We start from the raw sequence: 18,626 nt of genomic DNA, 5'->3' as shown, positions 1-18,626 counted from the left end.
GTCTTCCTTTTCTGTCCGGTCAGACCCTGACCGCGTCCGTTCCAAGTTCAGGGGCGACCAACGTGTGGGCGTCATAGGCGGTGAAGTCTTCCGGCACGAGACGCCGGTCTGTCAGCTCCATATTGCGCAGAAGGCTGGAAGGTTTTGCCGTGCCGAGAAGGACAGAGGCGACGATAGGGTCCTGCAGCGGAAACTGGATCGCAGGCTGTGCAAGCGGCATGCCCTGCGCCTGTGCGATCTTCTCCATGGCCGCAACCTTTTCCAGCACGTCGGGGGTCGCCGCCATATAGTCGAAATGCGCCCCCTCGACAGGGCCCGTTGCCAAAATGCCGGAATTGAACACGCCACCAACCACGAGCGAAGTCTGCTTCCTGACGCAGAGCGGCAGAAGTTCGGCGGTCGCCGTGCGGTCGAGCAGCGTGTAACGACCGGCCAGGAGAATGCAGTCGAGGTCGGCTTCCCGCATCACGTCGAGGCAGACCGGAACTTCGTTGACACCAAGACCATAGGCAGCGATCGCGCCGCTCGATTTCAGTTCGTCCAGCGCTTTCAGACCGCCATCGAAAAGCTGGCGCAGATAGACCGCGTTGCGTTCCGCGCCATGGGTATAGACACCGATGTCGTGGACAAAGAGGATGTCGATGCGGTTGAGGCCGAGACGCGCATGGCTGAACTCGACCGAGCGCATGATGCCGTCATAGGAATAGTCGTAATCCGTTTCGAACGGCAGCGGATCGACGAAACCGTAGCTCGGCACCTTGTTCTCGGCGACCGGCCGCTGGAGGCGCCCGACCTTGGTGGACAGGACATAACTTCCCTTAGGCTTGTCGCGCAGGAAATCGCCGACGCGCCGCTCGGCCAGACCAAAGCCATACCAGGGCGCCGTGTCGATAAAGCGCATGCCGGTTTGCCACGCGGCCTCGAGCGTCTCCATGGCCACGTCGCGCGGGCATGCCCGGTACATGCCGCCAAGCGGCGCGGTGCCGAAGCTGAATTCCGTGACCGACAGATCCGTCCGGCCGATTTTTCTGGTCTGCAACAAAGGTCTCTCCTTCCGCCCGACAGTCGCATTCTGTCAGCGCATGCTTCCGTCAGAGCGTGGCGCCGAGATGCCAGGGCACGAATTCATTGTCCCCATAACCGAACAGTTCGCTCTTGGTCTTCTTTCCCGACGCGGTGTCGATGATCAGGTCGAAAATCTCGCGCGCCTTGCCGGCAATCGTCGTATCGCCGCTGGCGATCGTGCCGCAATCGATGTCCATGTCCTCTTCCATCGCCTGGTAGAGCGCCGTGTTGCTGGTCAGCTTGATCGAGGGGCATGGGCGCGAGCCAAAGCAACTGCCACGACCGGTGGTAAAGGTGATCACATTGGCGCCGCCGGCAACCTGACCGGTCGCGGAGACCGGATCGTAACCGGGCGTGTCCATGAAGACGAGACCGTGTTCCTTGACCCGCTCGGCATAATTGTAAACCGCGGTCAGCGGCGACCGTCCGCCCTTGGCCACAGCCCCGAGCGATTTTTCGAGGATGGTCGTCAAGCCGCCGCGCTTGTTTCCCGGTGATGGATTGTTGTCCAGCGAAGCACCGTGCATCGCGACATAATTTTCCCACCAGGAAATCAGCCCGTCGAGCTTGCGCGCCACGTCATCATTGACGGCACGGCTGCGCAGCAGATGTTCCGCCCCATAGATCTCGGAGGTTTCCGACAGGATTGCAGTGCCACCGGCACCGGCAAGAATATCGACCGCGGCGCCGAGCGCCGGATTGGCGGTGATACCAGAAAGCCCATCGGAACCACCACATTGCAGGCCGACGATAATTTCGCTGACCGGGATGGCGATGCGCTTTGCTGTTCCGACCTCGGCAGCAATCTCGCTCAGCACCCCAAGCGCGCGGGCAACGGCGCGGCGCGATCCGCCAGCGTCCTGAATGTTGAAATGCCGCTTGCCGGCACCTGCTCCGCTCTGTCCATACAGCGTCAGCTGGTTAACTTCGCAACCGAGGCCAACCATCAGCACGCCGCCGAAATTGACGTGCCTTGTATAGCCGGCCAGCGTCCTGTGCAGGTTCTGCATGCCGTCGCCGGTCGAACTCATGCCGCAACCCTGATCGTGAACGATCGGCACGAAACCGTCGATGCCGTCATACAATGGCAGAATGGTCTTGTTGGCTTCCTCGGCAATAGCGCGGCAGACGGTGGTGGAACAGTTGACGCTGGCGATGATGCCGATGAAGTTGCGGGTGGCAGCCCGGCCGTCGGCGCGGCGATAGCCCATGAAGGTGCGGGCCTTGTCCTCGGCGCTCGCCGATTCCGGCGGCACCGGCGCACCGATCGACAGACGGTCCTGATCGAAGGCGAGATTGTGGGAATGCACATGGTCACCGGCGGCGATCTCGACCGTCGCGCGGCCGATCGCCTGGCCATATTTGACGACAGGTTCGCCGATATGCACGGGACGGATCGCAACCTTATGGCCGGGATCAATCCTGCCATTGGCAAAAACGCCGCCCGTCAGCGCGCCACCGGCCTCGATGACAAGCGATGCGACGGCGACATTGTCTTCCGGCGACAAAATGATGAAGGACGGTGCGGCCACCCGGTTTATCTCCCATGACGATTTTCTGGAGAACGGTGCCGTCCTCCTATTTTTGTCTTTTATCTACAATAGACAGTTTGCCGTCAATGGGTATTATGCCGACCAACGTGATGCCGCCACACAACGGCAACGCGCAAGAAAAAACCAAAACAGGGATGAAACTATCATGGAAGATCAGACCGTTGGCGCAGACAGGATGAAGCGGAGACGATAGAGGACGTTAGCTGTGCGGCGCTTGATCGCCGTGCTATCAGGCACGACCGCGCAGGCGGATCGACAGACATTCCTCTCCATCCGGCGACATCATGGCCAAACAAAACACCGTCTTCAAGGAAGCCTTTAACCGTTGCCTCAAGCTCCTGGCCGAGACGGCGACGCTTCCGTCCGAGCCTGAACTCGGGACCGTACTCGGCGTCAGCCGCACGACGATCCGGGCCATCCTGACGCGTCTGGAAGAATTGAAGCTGATCACCTGGGATAAGCGGGCGAAGGCCGTTCTGCGCCAGCCGGAACCGGCCGATTATTACCCGGCGGAGGAAACCGATTCGCTGTCGGATATCATCGAGCGCAGTTTCATGCGCCGGATTCTGGCGGGCGGCGCGGAGCCCGGGATGCAGATCAACGAGTTGGAACTGGCGCGCGACATCGGCACCGGGACAACCAGCGTCCGGGAATTCCTGATCCGCTTCAGTCGCTTCGGCCTGATCGAGAAACGGCCGAACAGCCACTGGATCCTCAAGGGTTTTACCCGGGAATTTGCGCTTGAATTGACCGAGGTGCGCGAAATGTTCGAGCTGCGCTCGGCACATTCCTTCGTCGCCCTGCCGGAAGATCATCCGGCATGGGCCGAGCTATCGCGGATCGAGGCACTGCATCACGAGATTCTCGGTGATATCGACCGCCGCTACAGGGAATTTTCGGAGCTCGACGAGCGCTTTCACCGCCTGTTGCACAAGTCCTCGAGCAACCGGTTCATCGTCGATTTCTACGATATCATCGCGATCGTGTTTCACTATCATTACCAGTGGAACAAGGCGAATGCCCGCGAGCGCAACGCCCGGGCGCTCGAGGAACATCTCGCCTATATCGCCGCCCTGCGCGGCCGCGATCCTGTCAAGGCCGAGGATGCCTGCCGCCGGCATCTGCGCTCGGCGCGTGAAACCCTGCTGCAATCCATCCAGTAAAGGCCGGACCCAGACCCATGAACACACCAATCGTACAATTTGGAACCAGCCGCTTCCTTCAGGCGCATGCAGATCTGTTCATCAGCGAGGCGCTCGAGCGCGGCGAAGCGGCAGGCAAGATCACCATCGTGCAGACGACGGGTTCATCCGAACGCGCTGGCCGGCTTTCAGCCCTGGCGGCACCCGGCGGCTTCCCGGTGATCGTGCGGGGACTGGAAAACGGCATCGCGATCAACCGAACCCAGCAGGTGACGAGCGTCGCACGCGCGCTATCGACGGGTGAAGACTGGACCGAGGTGATCCGTATCGTCACCGAGGAGGCGGAGATCCTGATCTCGAACACCGGCGACACCGGCTACCGGATCGATGCCGATAAGCCCGACCAGCCTGTTCCGGCGTCCTTTCCGGGCAAGCTGCTGCTTCTGTTGCATGCACGCTTCATGGCAAACGCCCGCCCCTTGACGATGCTGCCCTGCGAACTCGTTTCCCGCAACGGCAGTGTGCTGAAGGCGCTTATACTTGACCTTGCCCGCCAGCGGCTCGCCGATGACGCCTTTTCCGCCTGGCTCGATACGCAGGTGATCTGGGCCAACACGCTGGTGGACCGCATCGTCTCGGAACCGATCGAGCCGGCGGGCGCGGTTGCCGAACCCTATGCGCTCTGGGCGATCGAAGCGCAGCCGGGACTTTGCCTGCCCTGCACGCATGCAAGTCTCCTGGTCGTTGCCGACCTAACGCCCTATGAGAAGCTGAAGCTGCACATCCTCAATCTCGGACACACCGTGCTTGCCGACATCTGGCTGAAGGAGAAGCGGCCTGAAGCCGAGACTGTCCGCGAAATCCTGACCGTTGCGCAAATCCGCTCGACACTGCTCGACCTTTACGAAACGGAGGTTATCCCGGCGTTTGCGGCTAAAGGTCTGGGCGAACAGGCAATGGCCTATGTGGCGGCGACGCTCGAGCGCTTCGACAACCCGTTTCTCGACCATCGCATGCGCGACATCGCCAATCATCACGCGGAAAAACGGGTGCGCCGCATCGTCGATTTCAGCGCATGGAGTCCCACCGTGCCAATGCCGAAGCTGACGGCGATTGCCAATCCGGCCTGATCAGTAGCCGGATACGGGTTTTGTTCCCGATACAGGTCCGGCTGTCGCGTCGCCGGCCAGAAACGCCTCACGCAGTTGCTGCGTTGCGCTGACGAGAAGAGTGACATCGGTGCCGATGGCCATAAAGGTTGCACCGAGATCGCGGTATAGGCGTGCCTGCTCGAGATCGAGCGTCATGATGCCGCGTGCCTTGCCGGCGGTTTTGATGCGGGCGAAGGCATCGGTGATGGCTGCCAGAACCTCTGGCGATCCCGGTTTTCCGAGGTGACCCATGTCGGCGGCCAGATCGGAAGGCCCGATAAAGACGCCATCGACGCCATCCAGCGCGGCAACGGCATCGAGAACATCCAGGCCGGCGCGGCTCTCGATCTGCACTAGCAGGCAGATCTCGTCATTGGCGGTTTCGAGATAATCGCCAATACGGCTGAATCTCGAGGCGCGGCCAAGGGCTGCACCCACGCCGCGAATGCCATGCGGCGGATAGCGCACGGCCCGGACCAGCGCCTGCGCCTGCTCGACCGATTCAACCATCGGAATGAGCAGAGTCTGCGCACCGGCGTCGAGGATCTGCTTGATCAGCCAGGCCTCGCCGATCGGCAGGCGGACGATCGGATGGCTGCCGGAACCGGCCAGCGCCTGAATCTGGGCCGAAAGCAGCGGAATATCGTTCGGGCCATGTTCGCCATCGATCAGCAGCCAGTCATAACCGCTGCCGCTGATGACTTCGGCGGCATAGGGGCTGGCCAGCGCCACCCAGAGCCCGAGCTGGAAACGATCGTCGCGAAGCGCCGCCTTGAACGGGTTCTTCGGTGCAGGCATACGTTTTCTCCTTGATGACGACTATGATCCTTAGCCGGAATCGAAAAAGCCGGCCAGAACAATCCGGCCGGCTTTGCCATGAACATCGGAAATATCAGGCGATGCCGCCGAGGCAGACATATTTGACCTCAACGAATTCCTCGATGCCGTATTTCGAGCCCTCGCGGCCAAGTCCGGAGAGCTTGACGCCACCAAACGGCGCTTCGGCCGTCGAGATCAGCCCGGTATTGACACCGACCATGCCGTATTCCAACGCTTCGGCGACACGGAAGACGCGCGACAGATCACGGGCATAGAAATAGGAGGCAAGGCCGAACTCGGTATCATTGGCCTGCTCGATCACGTCGGCCTCGTTCTTGAAGCGGAACAGCGGCGCCAGCGGACCGAAAGTTTCCTCGCGGGCAACGGCCATGTCCTTGGTGACATCACCCAGAATGGTCGCCTCGAAGAAGGTGCCGCCCAACGCGTGCGCCTTGCCGCCCTGCAGCACCTTGGCGCCCTTGCCGAGCGCATCGGCAATGTGCTCCTGAACCTTTTCCAGCGCCGATTTGTCAATCAACGGACCAAGGATCACGCCCTCGTCCATGCCATTGCCGGTCTTCAGCTTGCCGACGGCCGTTGCCAGTTTCTCGGCAAAGGCGTCATAGACGCCCTCCTGCACATAGATCCGGTTGGCGCAGACGCAGGTCTGGCCATTGTTGCGGAACTTGGCGATCAGCGCGCCTTCGACGGCGGCGTCGAGGTCAGCGTCGTCAAACACGATGAACGGCGCGTTGCCGCCGAGTTCCAGCCCGAGTTTCTTGATGGTCGGCGCGCTCTGCTTGTAAAGCTCGATGCCGATTTCGGTCGATCCGGTGAACGTCACCTTGCGCACGGTCGGGTTGGATGTCATTTCCGCACCGATTGCGGCAGCCGAACCGGTGATGACGGAGAAAAGGCCCTTCGGAAGCCCGGCACGTTCGCCCAGGATGGCGATCGCGATGGCCGAGAACGGCGTCTGCGACGCCGGCTTCAGCACCATGGCGCAACCGGCCGCAAAGGCTGGTCCGGCCTTGCGGGTGATCATCGCATTGGGGAAGTTCCACGGGGTGATGGCGGCAACCACGCCGATCGGCTGTTTCATCACCATCAACCGTTTGTCCGGCTGGTGGCCGGGGATGAGATCGCCATAGATGCGACGGCCTTCTTCGGCAAACCAGTCGATGAAGCTCGCACCATAGACGATTTCGCCCGTGGCTTCCGCGAGCGGCTTGCCCTGCTCGAGCGTCAGGATGCGGCCAAGATCGTCCTTGTTCTCGATCATCAGGTCGAACCACTTGCGCAGAATGCCGCAGCGCTCCTTCGCCGTTCGGGCAGCCCAGCCCTTTTGCGCGACCCGGGCGGCCTCGATCGCGGTTTTCGTCTCGGCGGCGCCAAGCTTCGGAACATGGCCGATGATCTCGCCCGTGGCCGGATTGTTCACGGCAATGCCGGTCGCCGGATCAGCCTCGATCCACTCCCCCCCGACGAGGGCGGCATGACGAAAAAGCGAAGGGTCTTTCAGTGTGGGTGTCATCGCGGCGATCCTTTTTCAAAAACTTTGCAGAACTTATACAAGTTATTTTGGAATGTCGATAAGGGGGCGGCGGCAAATTTTGGCTGATCCATCCCGGCAACACCAGCCCTTTGGTCCTTTTCCGGCCGTCGTCTGCGAAACGGAAACACTCCATCTCCACAACGCTGCCTTTCCGCAGCCTTGCCGAGAGGGTAAAAGACCGTCATCACAAATTGCCCCCGATTTTCACGACATCGACGGCACAAACAGACGGGACCATTGCCATGACCACCACCAGCAATCATCGCCAGGCCGATTTTCCGATCGAGCCCATGTTCCTCGACCGCTGGTCGCCGCGTGCCTTTGCCGACCAGACCATGTCCGAAGCGGACCTCTTGACGATCCTCGAGGCTGGCCGCTGGGCGCCATCTGCCTTCAACTCGCAGCCCTGGCGTTTTGCCTATGCCCTGCGCGGCACGGAACAGTGGCAGACGCTTTTCCCCATTCTCAACGACTTCAACCAGAGCTGGGCCAAGTCTGCAGCCGCCATCGTCATCGTCATTTCGAAGACGCATTTTACGGCACCGGGCGCGACGGAGGCAAAGTTTTCCTATAGCCACAGCTTCGATGCCGGTGCGGCCTGGGGTGCGATCGCCCATCAGGCGCAGCTCGACGGTCTCCAGGCGCATGGCATGACCGGCATTCATTTCGACAAGGCCGTCGAGATTCTCGGTATTCCGGAGGGCTACCGCGTCGAAGCGGCAATTGCGATCGGCAAGGTCGGCGACAAAACCCAGCTTCCCGAGCAGCTGCAGGCGCGCGAGACCCCAAGCCCGCGTCGGCCGCTGTCGGAAATCGCCTTCAACGGGACTTTTGTCGCCGCCTGACAACAAAAAACCACGCCGCCCTGCGGCGGCGTGGTTTGAAATTCTGCAAGACAAGGACGTCAGACGTCCAGGTTGGCAACGTTCAGGGCATTTTCGACAATGAAGTCGCGGCGCGGCTCGACCTCGTCACCCATCAGGCGCGAGAATAGGCCATCGGCATCGGTGGCATCGGGAACTTTGACCTGAAGCAGCGAGCGGACGTTCGGATCGAGCGTTGTTTCCCAGAGCTGCTCGGCGTTCATCTCGCCGAGACCCTTGTATCGCTGCATCGAAAGGCCCTTGCGGCCAGTAGCGAAGATTGCGTCGAGAAGCGCACGCGGACCGCTGATTTCGAGCGTTCCATCCTTGCGCCGCAGGATCGGCGGATGACCGTAGATCTCCTTCAGCCGTGGTGTCAGCTGGTCGATATGGCGTGCATCCGAAGAGCCGATCAAAGCCATGTCGAGGGCAGCAACTTCCTTGACGCCGCGCACCATGCGCTCGAATTTCAAGCCGCCATCGCCGGCAACCACGGCGGTCCAGCCACGCTCGGTTTCCTCGGCGATCAGGTCGAGGCGTTTGGCTACCTCGGCAGCCGTGGCTTCGGACTGGGCCTGGTTGTTGTTCAGTTCCGGGTTTAGCGCCCCGGCAATTGCCGCCTGCTCGACGACGGAGCGGCTGTAGCGGGAATGCAGGCCTTCGACCAGGCTGCGCAGCCGAAGCGCATCGGCGATAACTTCACGCAGGTCCTGGCCGGCGCGAACTTCGCCCGAACCCAGATGCAGCGACGCGTCCTCCAGGCCCATCGAGATCAGGTATTCCTCGAGTGCCTTTTCGTCCTTCAGATACTGGGCTGACTTGCCGCGCGATACCTTGTAGAGCGGCGGCTGGGCGATATAGAGGTGCCCCTGCTCGATCAGCGACGGCATCTGGCGGAAGAAGAAGGTCAACAGTAGCGTGCGAATATGGGCGCCGTCGACGTCGGCATCCGTCATGATGATGATTTTGTGATAGCGCAGCTTGGCGAGGTTGAACTCGTCCTTGCCGATCGATGTGCCGAGAGCGGTGATCAGCGTGCCTATTTCCTGGCTCGACAGCATCTTGTCGAAACGGGCCCGCTCGACGTTCAGGATCTTGCCGCGCAGCGGCAGGATCGCCTGGTTTTCGCGCGACCGCCCCTGCTTGGCCGAGCCGCCGGCGGAATCACCCTCCACCAGGAACAGTTCGGATTTGGCTGGGTCGCGTTCGGAGCAGTCGGCCAGCTTGCCGGGCAGCGAGGAAATATCAAGCGCGCCCTTGCGCCGGGTCAGCTCACGGGCCTTCTTGGCCGCTTCACGGGCGGCGGCCGCTTCGATGACCTTGCCGACGAGGATCTTGGCGTCACCCGGATGTTCTTCCAGCCAGGTGCTCAGTGCTTCGTTGACCAGGCTTTCGACGACCGGGCGGACTTCGGAGGAGACCAGCTTGTCCTTGGTCTGCGACGAGAATTTCGGATCGGGAACCTTGACGGAGAGCACGGCGGTAAGACCTTCGCGGCAATCTTCGCCTGTGAGCGTCACCTTTTCCTTCTTCATGATGCCGGAACTGTCGCCATAGGAGATGATCTGGCGGGTCAGGCCACCACGGAAACCGGCCATGTGCGTGCCGCCGTCGCGCTGCGGAATGTTGTTGGTGAAGCACAGCACATTCTCGTGGTAGCTGTCATTCCACCACATGGCCACTTCGACAGTGATGCCGTCCTTTTCGCCCCGGATCGAAACCGGCTTGGCTACAAGCGGTTTCTTGGCGCGGTCGAGATAGGCGACAAACGCTTCCAGGCCGCCGTCATAGAGCATCTCGGTTTCGCGGATATCGGAATGGCGCTTGTCCGTCAGCAGGATGCGAACGCCCGAATTCAGGAAGGCGAGTTCGCGCAGGCGGTGTTCCAGCGTGCCGTAATCGAAGTCGATCATCGTGAAGGTTTCGGTGCTCGGCAGGAAGGTGACTTCCGTCCCGGTCTCGCCATTGCTGTCGCCGATCACCTTCAGCGGCGCATCGGCCACGCCATGGGTGAAGTTGATCTCGTGGATCTTGCCCTGGCGCTTGATCTTCAGCTGCAGCTTGACCGACAACGCGTTGACGACCGAGACGCCGACGCCATGCAGGCCGCCGGAGACCTTGTAGGAATTCTGGTCGAATTTTCCGCCGGCGTGCAGCTGCGTCATGATCACTTCGGCAGCCGAGATACCCTCGCCGGTGTGGATATCGGTCGGGATGCCGCGGCCATTGTCCGTGACGGTCACCGAGCCATCAGCGTTCATCGTCACGGTGACGAGATCGGCGTATCCGCCCAGCGCCTCGTCGATCGCGTTGTCGACGACTTCATAGACCATGTGGTGCAGGCCGGAACCATCGTCGGTATCGCCGATATACATGCCCGGCCTCTTGCGAACGGCATCAAGGCCTTTGAGTACCTTGATGGAGTCTGCACCATATTCGGCATTTCCGCCGGTTTCGGTTTCGGGAGTATCGGTCATTCAGCGTGGGTCTTTCCAAGGTTTTCGAGCGGGGACAATTCGGTTCGAATCACCTCGCAATGCCTTCCGGACTATAGGGAATTTGTCCATGGTTCCAAAATCCTGCACGGCCTGAAGCGGCAGAAAACAGGGGATCATCACAGTTCATTATCAGCAAATCGGGCTTTTTCCAAAACATCTTCCAAACTGGCGATGGTTTGACCGGAAAGCGTTCCGATCTGGGCCGCCAGGCGGTTGGCAAATGCGGTGTGGGCCGGCGAAAGACCGGCCGTATCGAGCGTCACTCTGGGATCGGACAGCGATGCCAGGCGAAAGAGTTCGTCGGCTTCGTCCCAGATCACGTTGAAATAGCCGGCGACGCGCTGCAGAAATTCAAAACTCGGCGCGCCGCGCTTGCCATGCTCGAGCGCCGACAGATAGGCGGCCGATATGCCGATCGCCGCAGCCATCTCCTTCTGGGAAACGCCCTTCTGGTGCCGCAGAGCGTGCATCGCCTCTCCGAACGGCGTCACGACGTTTCGCCCCGCACCCGTGCAAGCCGCACATAAAGCGCGCCTTCGCCGCCATGATTGCGCGCCGCCGGCTCATAGGAGGAAATCAGCGTGCGGAACTCCGGCAGGGAAAACCACATCGGCACCGCGCGCTTCAGCGCACCGTCGCTGCCAAGCGAGGTGCCCTTGCCGGTGATTACAAGAACATGGCGCATGCCGCGATCATGGGCGCGAAGCAAGAAATGCAGGAGAAAACCATGGGCCTCGCTCTGGATCATGCCATGAAGATCGACGCGCGCCTCGAGCGTCAGGTGCCCCTTGGCGAGCTTGCGCTTGACCAGCTTTTCCAGCGGCTGGTGCAGTTTTGGCGCCGGCTTCTTCGGCGCCGCTTCATCCGCGCCGCCAAACGAATCACGCAGCGATTTGCCCTGCTTGACGACAATCGCCATGGGCTTTTCTGGCTCGGCCACCGGTTGCTCGAAACCTTCCAGATCCTCCATCCGGCCGGGCAACGGCCGGGTCGAGCGCGCGACCTTGCCCCAGAGGATACGGTCTTCACTGGAGAGCTTCTTTTCCTTAGCCATGACCGTATCTTGCCGCGGCCGCCTTCGGAATCAAGACGTAAAACGTCGCGTCATTGCGCACGGAGCCGGCAAGCCGGCCGGCCTCGTCGCCTGATCCAGTAAAAATATCGCCGCGCGCCGGCCCGAGGATCGCCGATCCGGTATCCAGCGCCAGCATCAGCCGCCGGAAGGGCTTGTCGCCATCCATATGGGTCAGGCTGTCGCTGGCGATGAAGAAGGGCATGCCGAATGTATGGATCAACCGGTCAACGGCGAGAGAGCGGCCAGGCACGAGCGGCACCTTGGCGGCGGCGATCGGGCCGAGCGCCGGATCATCGACGTCGGCTTCGCGGAAAAAGATGAAGGAGCGATTGTGCCAGAGCACCGATTGCGTCTCGTCCGGATGATCGGCCAGCCAGTGCCGGATCGACTGCATCGAGACTGTCGCCGCATCGATGGCGCCGCGCTCTATCAGGAGCTTGCCGATGGCAGAGAAGGGATGGCCGGTCTTCGCCGCATAGGTAATCCGGCGGACCGATCCATCCGGATAAACCAGCCGTGCCGCGCCTTGTACATGGGCGAAAAACACATCGACCACGGAGGTCGCATAGGCAATCTCCAGGCCGCGCCCGTGCAGATAGCCCTCTTCGATCGCCTGTCGATCCGGATATTCGACAACGCCACCGTCGGCCTTCTGGCCGAAGGCGAAAGAGGCGTCCATGCCGGTTGATCGGTTTGACATATCGACATCGATGAGATCGAGCGGCCGGCGATAGAAGGGATATCGATGGGTTTCGTCCGGGAGCGCGCTGACGGAGACGTCCGGTTCGTAAAAGGCCGTGACGAACCCGGATCGACCATCCGCACCATCGATCCGGAATGGCACGAACTGGTCCTGAAAAAAGGCACGCGCCGCCATTGGATCATCGGTCTTGACCGATGTTGCCGCCTCGAAAGCCGGCATCAGATCCGCGACCGAAATGCCGAGCGTGCCGGTCTTGTAGGCCTTGACCTCGGTCACATGCCGCCTGCAACGGCCAAGGGCCGCAAGAAGCGGCCCCGGATCATCATCCGCCCAGCCGGGCAGATCCGCAAAGGCGACCGGCTGCACCTCGAAATCCATCAAAGCGTCCGATCAGTTTTCCGATTCCGTGGCGATCAGCTTCCAGTTCGGATCGCGCGAGCGGGTATCGCGGGCAAACGTCCAGAGATCATTGACCTCGGAGACAGCTTCCGCATCGCCATCGATGATCGTACCGGCCTTATCGTAGGTGGCGGAAATCAGCTGGCTGATGATGCGGACCGTGATGTTGGCTTCGCTGTCCTTGACTTCGGCATGCACCATGTCGGCCTTCTCGATTCCGACGAACGTGGACTTCACCAGCTCGCCCTTGGTTTCGCGATCGGTGATCGCGGCATCGAAGCCCTCGTAGACCTCCCGGGACAGAAGGCCCTTGAGCGTCTTGCGGTCGCCGTCGGCGAAGGCCATGACGATCATCTCATAGGCCATCTTGGCGCCATTGACGAACTCCTTCGGGTCGAAAGCGGCATCCGTATCGACCATGCGGCGCAGCGCTTCATTGAGCGGCGTACCGGATTTGGCGAAGGCATCAACGGCTGCGTAGCGGTTGTCCTCGTCGGTCGCGCCGTCGCGTCGCGGCAATTGCACGACCTTGCCGCGATCCTGCCCATCCGGGGCGTCGATCCCGTCTCGAGGCGAATAAGGATCCACCGGTGGCCGCTCGTTGCCTGTCCTTTTGCCAAGGACATTACGCAGCTGGAGGAAGATGATCACCGCAGCAACCAGAAAAAACAATGTGACGAAGTCAAAAGAGCCCATTTCCACCCAGAACCGCTGTTAAAATTTCTTGCGCTTACCCCATATAGTCTGCATGTCACGATCATTCAAATGGCTATATCACTTCTTTGCCCTGAAAGACCGGGCTTTGCAGACCCCTTCCATCACCGAGCGGATACAATGCGTTCCCTGATCATCCCTCTTTTCTTTCTGACCCTGCCCCTGGCGGAGATCGCAACCTTCGTGCTCGTCGGTCGTGAAGTGGGGGTGTGGACGACATTGCTGCTCGTTCTGCTCAGTGGTGTGGTCGGTGCCGTCTTGTTGCGCGTGCAGGGTCTTGGCGTGATGAAGCGGCTGCGCGAGACCACCGGACGCGGGGTCGATCCGGGTCGCGAACTGGTGCATGGCGTGATGATCGTCATTGCGGCCTTCCTGCTGATCATTCCAGGCTTCCTCTCGGATACACTGGGGCTGCTGCTGTTCATTCCAGCGGTTCGCGAAGTGACGTGGAAAGCCATCAAGAACCGTATGACGATCGTCTCCATGTCTGCCGGTGGCGGTTTTCGCCGTGGACCCGACACTTCGCCAGGCATGGGGCCGGCGACAGGCACCAACACCGCGACGGGGGCCTTCACACGCAGCAATCCCAAGGTGATCGATCTCGACGAGGATGAGTTTTCCCATGACGATCCGCAGCGTCCGCCATCGGACGACAAGGACCGGCTTCGCTGAGCCCCTGGCTGCAAGGGTTGTAAGCCTTCCTCCGAAATGCTAGACGGCGTCACCAAATTGAAGTCCGAAGGAAAAGGCCTTATGACGACCGAAACAGCAACAAATGGCGCGGCCGGCGCGACCGAAAGCCCGTCGCTCAACATTCTCGCCCAGTACATCAAGGATCTCTCCTTTGAAAATCCGGGTGCACCGCGTTCGCTTCAGGCCCGCGACAAGGCCCCGGCGATCAACATCAATGTCAACGTCAATGCCAATCCGCTCTCCGAGACGGAATTCGACGTCATTCTTTCGCTGACCGCGGAAGCAAAGGACGGCGACAAGATGCTGTTCAATGTCGAGCTGACCTATGGCGGCGTCTTCCGCATCGTCGGTTTTCCGCAGGAGCATATGCTGCCGCTGCTGTTCATCGAATGCCCGCGCCTCCTGTTCCCGTTTGCCCGCCAGATCGTTTCCGACGCGACGCGCAACGGCGGCTTCCCGCCGCTGATGATCGATCCCATCGATTTCGCGCAGATGTTCACGCAGCGCATGGCCGAGGACAAGGTCCGGACGCAGGTCGCAGGCACCGCGAACTGATCTGTTTCCTACGTGTTTGATTGTGATGCCCGGCTTTAACGAGCCGGGCATTTTTTATGGGCGCTCAGGCCTGCGGATCGTATTTAGCCCAGATCGCCTTGTCGCCCATCTTTGCCACGAGAGCCGCATGGCTTGCCAGATCCGCCTCGCTCAGTCGCGACGCCAACGGATGCGGTCGCTTGCCGGTCGGCACGATGGTTTCGTCGGTATCGGAGACTTCCCCCCGGCTTTCGCCGGACATCAGCCCGAGTGCGGCCTGCCGTCCGCCGATCATCTCGATATAGACTTCGGCGAGAAGCTCGGAGTCGAGAAGCGCGCCGTGTTTTGTCCGGTGCGAATTGTCGATGCCGTAGCGCCGGCAGAGTGCATCGAGCGAGTTTGGTCCCATCGGGTGCTTGCGACGGGCAAGCGACAGCGTGTCCGTCACCAGATCATTGGAGACCGGCGGCAAATCGAGGCGCGCGAATTCGGCGTTGATGAAGCCCATGTCGAAGGTCGCATTGTGCGCGACCCAGCGCGCGCCCTCGAAGAACGCGACGAGGTCTTTGACGATACCGGAGAAGGCCGGCTTATCCTTCAAGAAATCATCGCTGATGCCGTGAATGGCCAGCGCATCCGGATGCACCTTGCGATCACCGGGATTGATAAAGACGTGGAAGGTCCGACCAGTGGGGAAATGGTTATCGAGCTCAATGCCGCCGATTTCGATGATGCGGTCCTGCCTGTTGTCGAGTCCCGTGGTTTCCGTATCGAAGATGATTTCCCGCATTCCGGTCTTCCTCAGTTCAAGAGATCGTCAACAATGGTTGCGACTTGGGCCCGGGCCGAATCAAGCCCGCCGCCGGTATCGATGATGTAATCGGCTTTTGCGCGTTTTTCAGCATCGGGCATCTGCCGTGCGAGAATCAGTGCGAATTTATCCACCGTCATTCCAGGTCTCGCCAGAACACGCTGCCGCTGGATGTCAGGATCACAGGTCACCACCACCACCCTGTCGACTCTGTCCCGCCCGCCGGTTTCGAACAGAAGCGGGATATCGAGAAGCACCAGTGGCGTGGCATTGGCGCGGTGGGCATCCAGAAACTGCATTTCCCGCTCGCGCACGAGGGGATGGACGATGGCCTCGAGTGCCCTGAAACGGGTGGGGTTCTGCGCCAACGCACCCGACAGCGCTGCACGGTCGACCAAGCCATTTTGGGTCGTGCCGGGAAACTCCGCCTCGATCGGCGCCACGGCCGCACCGCTGTAGAGGGAATGCACCACTGCATCGGCATCGTTTACGGGAATGCCGAGATCGGCAAACATTTTAGCCGTCGTCGATTTTCCCATGCCGATCGAACCGGTGAGGCCGAGAATGATCATGCGTGTCGTTCCATGTCATCGATGATGACCTGGCGCAGCGCGGCATCAACCACCGGCCGGCGACCAAACCATTTTTCGAAACCTGGTGCTGCTTGATGCAAAAGCATGCCGAGGCCATCGACAATGCGCAGCCCCTGGGTTTCCGCCTGGGCAAGAAGCGGCGTTTTCAGCGGTACATAGACGATATCGGTAACGACCGCGCCCTTGGCCATTGTCGTGAAATCGATCTGCGGAACCGGCGTGCCGTCCATGCCGAGCGACGTTGTGTTGATGAACAGACCGGCACCCTTCATCAGATCTGGCATTTCGCCCATGGCCTGCGCTCTGATGCTCGGCCCGAACCGGTCTGCGAGTTCCCGGGCTTTTTCCAGCGTTCGGTTGACGACATGGATCGTCTTTACACCCCGATCCCGAACCGCCTGGATGACCGCGCGGCTCGCTCCGCCGGCGCCAAGAATGACCGCTGTATCGCAATGATCCCAGCCTGCAGCCCGTTCATCGAGATTGGTTGTGAAGCCATAACCATCGGTGTTGGTGGCATGAAGGAGGCCGTCCTTGAGCCAGAGCGTGTTGACAGCCCCGAGTTCCCGGCTGAGGTCGTCCGGTCGATCACACAGCGAAAACGCCCGTTCCTTGTGCGGGATGGTGATATTGCCGCCGCCAAAGCCGGACGTGCCGTCACGCAGGGATTGCAGGAATCCGACCAGAGCCTCCGGCGAGACCGCCTGCGCACCGTAGCTTCCCTCCAAAGCAAGGCTTTTCAGCCAGTATCCGTGGATCAGCGGCGACCGCGAATGTTTGATCGGGTAGCCCGCAACGAAAGCATGGTTAACAAATGTTTCACGTGAATCACGCATGGATCACCCGCAGGTCCCGCAATTTTTCGAGGAGCGGCAGCAGAGGCAGGCCGAGGATCGTGAAATAGTCGCCTTCGATCCTTTCGAACAGCTGGATGCCCTCGCCTTCCAGCTGGTAGGCGCCAACGCTCGACAGTGCACGCTCACCGACGTGCTCGAGATATCTGTCGATGAAAGCCGGCGAAAGACTGCGCATGGTCAGCCGTGCGGAGGAGACATGTTTCCAGAGAAGCGCCCCACCCTGCGTCAGGACAACCGCGCTGTTCAACTGATGCGTATGGCCGGACAGAGAGAGGAGATGATCGCGGGCGTCTTCTTGGTCGCGCGGCTTGTGGAAGACCCGGTCACCCAGGGACATGGTCTGGTCGGAACCGATGACAATCGCATCCGGACAGTTTGTGCCCACGGCGCGGGCCTTGGCTTCTGCCAGAACAAGGGCAACATCCTGGGGTGACGCACCTTCGTCTTCCAGCGGTTTTTCGATCGCCCGTTCATCGATGGCTGCCGCCTGCCAGTCAAAGGTCAGGCCTGCATTGGTCATGAGCATCCGTCGGAACGGGCTGGAGGAAGCGAGAATGAGTGAGGCTGACATTGCGGATCCTGTCGCGGCATTCGGCATTCGCGTGAGCCCTTAGCGCAGACGTGGTCTGAGGGCAACGATGGCCGCCGCCGTTTCCTCGATCGAACGACGCGTTACGTCGATCATTGGCCAGCTGTTGCGCGTGCAGAGCGCGCGCGCATATTTCAGCTCCTCGGAAATGGAGGCCCGGTCGGTGTAGTCCTCGCCGTGAAACCCTAGCGTGGTGCCCAGCACCCGGTGCTGGCGTACCTGCGAGATTCGGTCGGCCGTTGCGATGAGACCAACGACCAGCGGCGTCGTTGCTTCATAGAGACGATCGGGCAACGGCACGCCCGGGACGATCGGGATGTTCGCAGTCTTGATGCCGCGATTGGCCAGATAGATGCTGGTCGGTGTCTTCGAGGTCCGGCTAATGCCGATCAGCACGACATCGGCGTCGTTGAAATCGGCCGGTAGCTGGCCATCATCGTGATCCATGGTGAAATTCAACGCATCGATTCGCGCGAAATAATCGGCGTCCATGACATGCTGTGCGCCGGACCGACGACGCGATGGTGCGCCGAGATAGGTCTGGAACAGGTCTATCACCGGTTCGAGCACCGAGACACAGGGCACGCCCATCTCCTTGCACTGGGCATTGATGGTATCGGAAAGCTCGCGATCAACGATGGTGTAGAGCACGATGCCCGGTGCGCCGTCGATCGCCTCCATCACCTGCATAAGCTGCTTGCGGTTGCGGATCAGCGGATAGACATGTTCGAGCGCATGCGAGGATTGGAACTGCGCGGCCGCGGCGCGACCTGCGGCAATCAGCGTTTCGCCGGTGGAGTCAGAAATCAGATGCAGATGGAAATAGTTTTTCTGGTTCTCCACGCTATTCTCCGGCAGCTGTTGATAAAGCGGGACAAACACAGCTAAGGGGGCGCAGGGGGGGAAGGCAAGGGGAAAACCTCCGACTTATGCACAATTGGGTCGGCGCAAAGTGTTTTTCGCCGCGCTTGTGGAGAAGACTCACAGGACGACAAAGGGTCACGTCGATCCA

Annotated in this window: 19 protein-coding genes; 5 read left to right on the top strand and 14 right to left on the bottom strand. The window is 60.7% G+C overall.

Going from position 1 to position 18,626, the window contains the following annotated elements; translation table 11 throughout:
* Positions 1-19 precede the first annotated feature (19 nt).
* Together AX760_RS08675 and AX760_RS08670 are read right to left on the bottom strand one after the other, a co-directional pair.
* Entirely contained in the window at positions 20-1,039 is a 1,020-nt protein-coding gene (locus AX760_RS08675) for an aldo/keto reductase (RefSeq protein ID WP_071832532.1), read from the bottom strand.
* A gap of 52 nt (positions 1,040-1,091) precedes the next feature.
* Positions 1,092-2,597, bottom strand: coding sequence for a UxaA family hydrolase (locus AX760_RS08670; protein ID WP_071832484.1), 1,506 nt, complete (start codon positions 2,595-2,597; stop codon positions 1,092-1,094).
* 305 nt (positions 2,598-2,902) lie between these two features.
* Here AX760_RS08670 and AX760_RS08665 point away from each other — a divergent pair, with 305 nt between their 5' ends.
* On the top strand, positions 2,903-3,781 hold the full coding sequence (locus tag AX760_RS08665) for a GntR family transcriptional regulator (protein ID WP_071832483.1): 879 nt from the start codon (positions 2,903-2,905) through the stop codon (positions 3,779-3,781).
* A 17-nt stretch (positions 3,782-3,798) separates the two neighbouring features.
* Positions 3,799-4,890, top strand: a complete 1,092-nt coding sequence (locus AX760_RS08660; RefSeq protein ID WP_071832482.1) for a mannitol dehydrogenase family protein — start codon at positions 3,799-3,801, stop codon at positions 4,888-4,890.
* On the opposite strand, the gene hpaI is transcribed toward AX760_RS08660, so the two are convergent.
* Positions 4,891-5,709: a 4-hydroxy-2-oxoheptanedioate aldolase gene (gene hpaI, locus AX760_RS08655; protein ID WP_071832481.1), complete on the bottom strand. Its 819-nt coding sequence runs from the start codon at positions 5,707-5,709 to the stop codon at positions 4,891-4,893. It abuts the gene before it with no gap.
* Positions 5,710-5,803: 94 nt separating this feature from the next.
* Positions 5,804-7,264: an NADP-dependent succinate-semialdehyde dehydrogenase gene (gene gabD, locus AX760_RS08650; RefSeq protein WP_071832480.1), complete on the bottom strand. Its 1,461-nt coding sequence runs from the start codon at positions 7,262-7,264 to the stop codon at positions 5,804-5,806.
* A gap of 263 nt (positions 7,265-7,527) precedes the next feature.
* On the opposite strand from gabD, the gene AX760_RS08645 reads away from it, so the two are divergent.
* On the top strand, positions 7,528-8,130 hold the full coding sequence (locus tag AX760_RS08645; protein WP_071832479.1) for a nitroreductase family protein: 603 nt from the start codon (positions 7,528-7,530) through the stop codon (positions 8,128-8,130).
* Between the two features lie 59 nt (positions 8,131-8,189).
* Here the strand turns inward: AX760_RS08645 and gyrB are convergent, their stop codons facing one another.
* The 5 genes from gyrB to AX760_RS08620 form a co-directional block, all read right to left on the bottom strand.
* The gene (gyrB, locus tag AX760_RS08640; RefSeq protein ID WP_071832478.1) at positions 8,190-10,625 is read right to left on the bottom strand and encodes a DNA topoisomerase (ATP-hydrolyzing) subunit B; all 2,436 of its coding nucleotides are present in this window, start codon (positions 10,623-10,625) and stop codon (positions 8,190-8,192) included.
* Positions 10,626-10,762: 137 nt separating this feature from the next.
* Entirely contained in the window at positions 10,763-11,137 is a 375-nt protein-coding gene (locus AX760_RS08635) for a helix-turn-helix domain-containing protein (RefSeq protein ID WP_071832477.1), read from the bottom strand.
* Positions 11,134-11,700, bottom strand: a complete 567-nt coding sequence (locus tag AX760_RS08630) for a Smr/MutS family protein (RefSeq protein ID WP_071832476.1) — start codon at positions 11,698-11,700, stop codon at positions 11,134-11,136. The genes AX760_RS08635 and AX760_RS08630 overlap by 4 nt, the downstream gene beginning before the upstream one ends.
* Positions 11,693-12,802: a murein transglycosylase A gene (gene mltA / locus AX760_RS08625; protein WP_071832475.1), complete on the bottom strand. Its 1,110-nt coding sequence runs from the start codon at positions 12,800-12,802 to the stop codon at positions 11,693-11,695. The genes AX760_RS08630 and mltA overlap by 8 nt, the downstream gene beginning before the upstream one ends.
* 12 nt (positions 12,803-12,814) lie before the next feature.
* A complete protein-coding gene (locus AX760_RS08620) occupies positions 12,815-13,519 on the bottom strand; it encodes a Tim44/TimA family putative adaptor protein (protein ID WP_071832474.1) in 705 nt (234 codons plus the stop codon).
* Between the two features lie 138 nt (positions 13,520-13,657).
* Between AX760_RS08620 and AX760_RS08615 the strand changes: the two genes are divergently transcribed.
* Together AX760_RS08615 and secB are read left to right on the top strand one after the other, a co-directional pair.
* Positions 13,658-14,209, top strand: a complete 552-nt coding sequence (locus AX760_RS08615; RefSeq protein WP_071832473.1) for an FxsA family protein — start codon at positions 13,658-13,660, stop codon at positions 14,207-14,209.
* A gap of 81 nt (positions 14,210-14,290) precedes the next feature.
* Positions 14,291-14,785 carry a protein-export chaperone SecB gene (gene secB / locus AX760_RS08610; protein WP_071832472.1) on the top strand — a complete coding sequence of 165 codons (495 nt, stop codon included), beginning with the start codon at positions 14,291-14,293 and terminating at the stop codon, positions 14,783-14,785.
* A 64-nt stretch (positions 14,786-14,849) separates the two neighbouring features.
* On the opposite strand, the gene dnaQ is transcribed toward secB, so the two are convergent.
* The 5 genes from dnaQ to AX760_RS08585 are packed head-to-tail and all read right to left on the bottom strand — an operon-like array spanning position 14,850 to position 18,457.
* The gene (gene dnaQ, locus AX760_RS08605) at positions 14,850-15,554 is read right to left on the bottom strand and encodes a DNA polymerase III subunit epsilon (protein WP_071832471.1); all 705 of its coding nucleotides are present in this window, start codon (positions 15,552-15,554) and stop codon (positions 14,850-14,852) included.
* Positions 15,555-15,565: 11 nt separating this feature from the next.
* Complete coding sequence (coaE, locus tag AX760_RS08600; RefSeq protein WP_071832470.1) at positions 15,566-16,147, bottom strand: dephospho-CoA kinase; 582 nt, start codon at positions 16,145-16,147, stop codon at positions 15,566-15,568.
* Positions 16,144-17,004, bottom strand: coding sequence for a shikimate dehydrogenase (locus tag AX760_RS08595; RefSeq protein ID WP_071832469.1), 861 nt, complete (start codon positions 17,002-17,004; stop codon positions 16,144-16,146). The genes coaE and AX760_RS08595 overlap by 4 nt, the downstream gene beginning before the upstream one ends.
* Positions 16,997-17,596 carry a Maf-like protein gene (locus tag AX760_RS08590; RefSeq protein ID WP_071832531.1) on the bottom strand — a complete coding sequence of 200 codons (600 nt, stop codon included), beginning with the start codon at positions 17,594-17,596 and terminating at the stop codon, positions 16,997-16,999. The genes AX760_RS08595 and AX760_RS08590 overlap by 8 nt, the downstream gene beginning before the upstream one ends.
* 39 nt (positions 17,597-17,635) lie before the next feature.
* The gene (locus tag AX760_RS08585; RefSeq protein ID WP_071832468.1) at positions 17,636-18,457 is read right to left on the bottom strand and encodes a pyruvate, water dikinase regulatory protein; all 822 of its coding nucleotides are present in this window, start codon (positions 18,455-18,457) and stop codon (positions 17,636-17,638) included.
* Between the last annotated feature and the right edge of the window lie 169 nt (positions 18,458-18,626).

The sequence above is a fragment of the Pararhizobium antarcticum genome (genome assembly GCF_001885585.1).
Lineage (GTDB): Bacteria > Pseudomonadota > Alphaproteobacteria > Rhizobiales > Rhizobiaceae > Pararhizobium > Pararhizobium antarcticum.
The sequence above is the reverse complement of the archived record's forward strand: the minus strand, read 5'-3'. Positions and strand labels throughout refer to the sequence as shown.

Excerpts from the sequence above, each read along its gene's own strand:
- AX760_RS08665 (WP_071832483.1), top strand. The coding sequence starts at position 2,903 with ATGGCCAAACAAAACACCGTCTTCAAGGAAGCCTTTAACCGTTGCCTC.
- AX760_RS08660 (WP_071832482.1), top strand. The coding sequence starts at position 3,799 with ATGAACACACCAATCGTACAATTTGGAACCAGCCGCTTCCTTCAGGCG.
- hpaI (WP_071832481.1), bottom strand. The coding sequence starts at position 5,709 with ATGCCTGCACCGAAGAACCCGTTCAAGGCGGCGCTTCGCGACGATCGT.
- gabD (WP_071832480.1), bottom strand. The coding sequence starts at position 7,264 with ATGACACCCACACTGAAAGACCCTTCGCTTTTTCGTCATGCCGCCCTC.
- AX760_RS08645 (WP_071832479.1), top strand. The coding sequence starts at position 7,528 with ATGACCACCACCAGCAATCATCGCCAGGCCGATTTTCCGATCGAGCCC.
- gyrB (WP_071832478.1), bottom strand. The coding sequence starts at position 10,625 with ATGACCGATACTCCCGAAACCGAAACCGGCGGAAATGCCGAATATGGT.
- AX760_RS08630 (WP_071832476.1), bottom strand. The coding sequence starts at position 11,700 with ATGGCTAAGGAAAAGAAGCTCTCCAGTGAAGACCGTATCCTCTGGGGC.
- mltA (WP_071832475.1), bottom strand. The coding sequence starts at position 12,802 with ATGGATTTCGAGGTGCAGCCGGTCGCCTTTGCGGATCTGCCCGGCTGG.
- AX760_RS08620 (WP_071832474.1), bottom strand. The coding sequence starts at position 13,519 with ATGGGCTCTTTTGACTTCGTCACATTGTTTTTTCTGGTTGCTGCGGTG.
- AX760_RS08615 (WP_071832473.1), top strand. The coding sequence starts at position 13,658 with ATGCGTTCCCTGATCATCCCTCTTTTCTTTCTGACCCTGCCCCTGGCG.
- secB (WP_071832472.1), top strand. The coding sequence starts at position 14,291 with ATGACGACCGAAACAGCAACAAATGGCGCGGCCGGCGCGACCGAAAGC.
- dnaQ (WP_071832471.1), bottom strand. The coding sequence starts at position 15,554 with ATGCGGGAAATCATCTTCGATACGGAAACCACGGGACTCGACAACAGG.
- coaE (WP_071832470.1), bottom strand. The coding sequence starts at position 16,147 with ATGATCATTCTCGGCCTCACCGGTTCGATCGGCATGGGAAAATCGACG.
- AX760_RS08595 (WP_071832469.1), bottom strand. The coding sequence starts at position 17,004 with ATGCGTGATTCACGTGAAACATTTGTTAACCATGCTTTCGTTGCGGGC.
- AX760_RS08590 (WP_071832531.1), bottom strand. The coding sequence starts at position 17,596 with ATGTCAGCCTCACTCATTCTCGCTTCCTCCAGCCCGTTCCGACGGATG.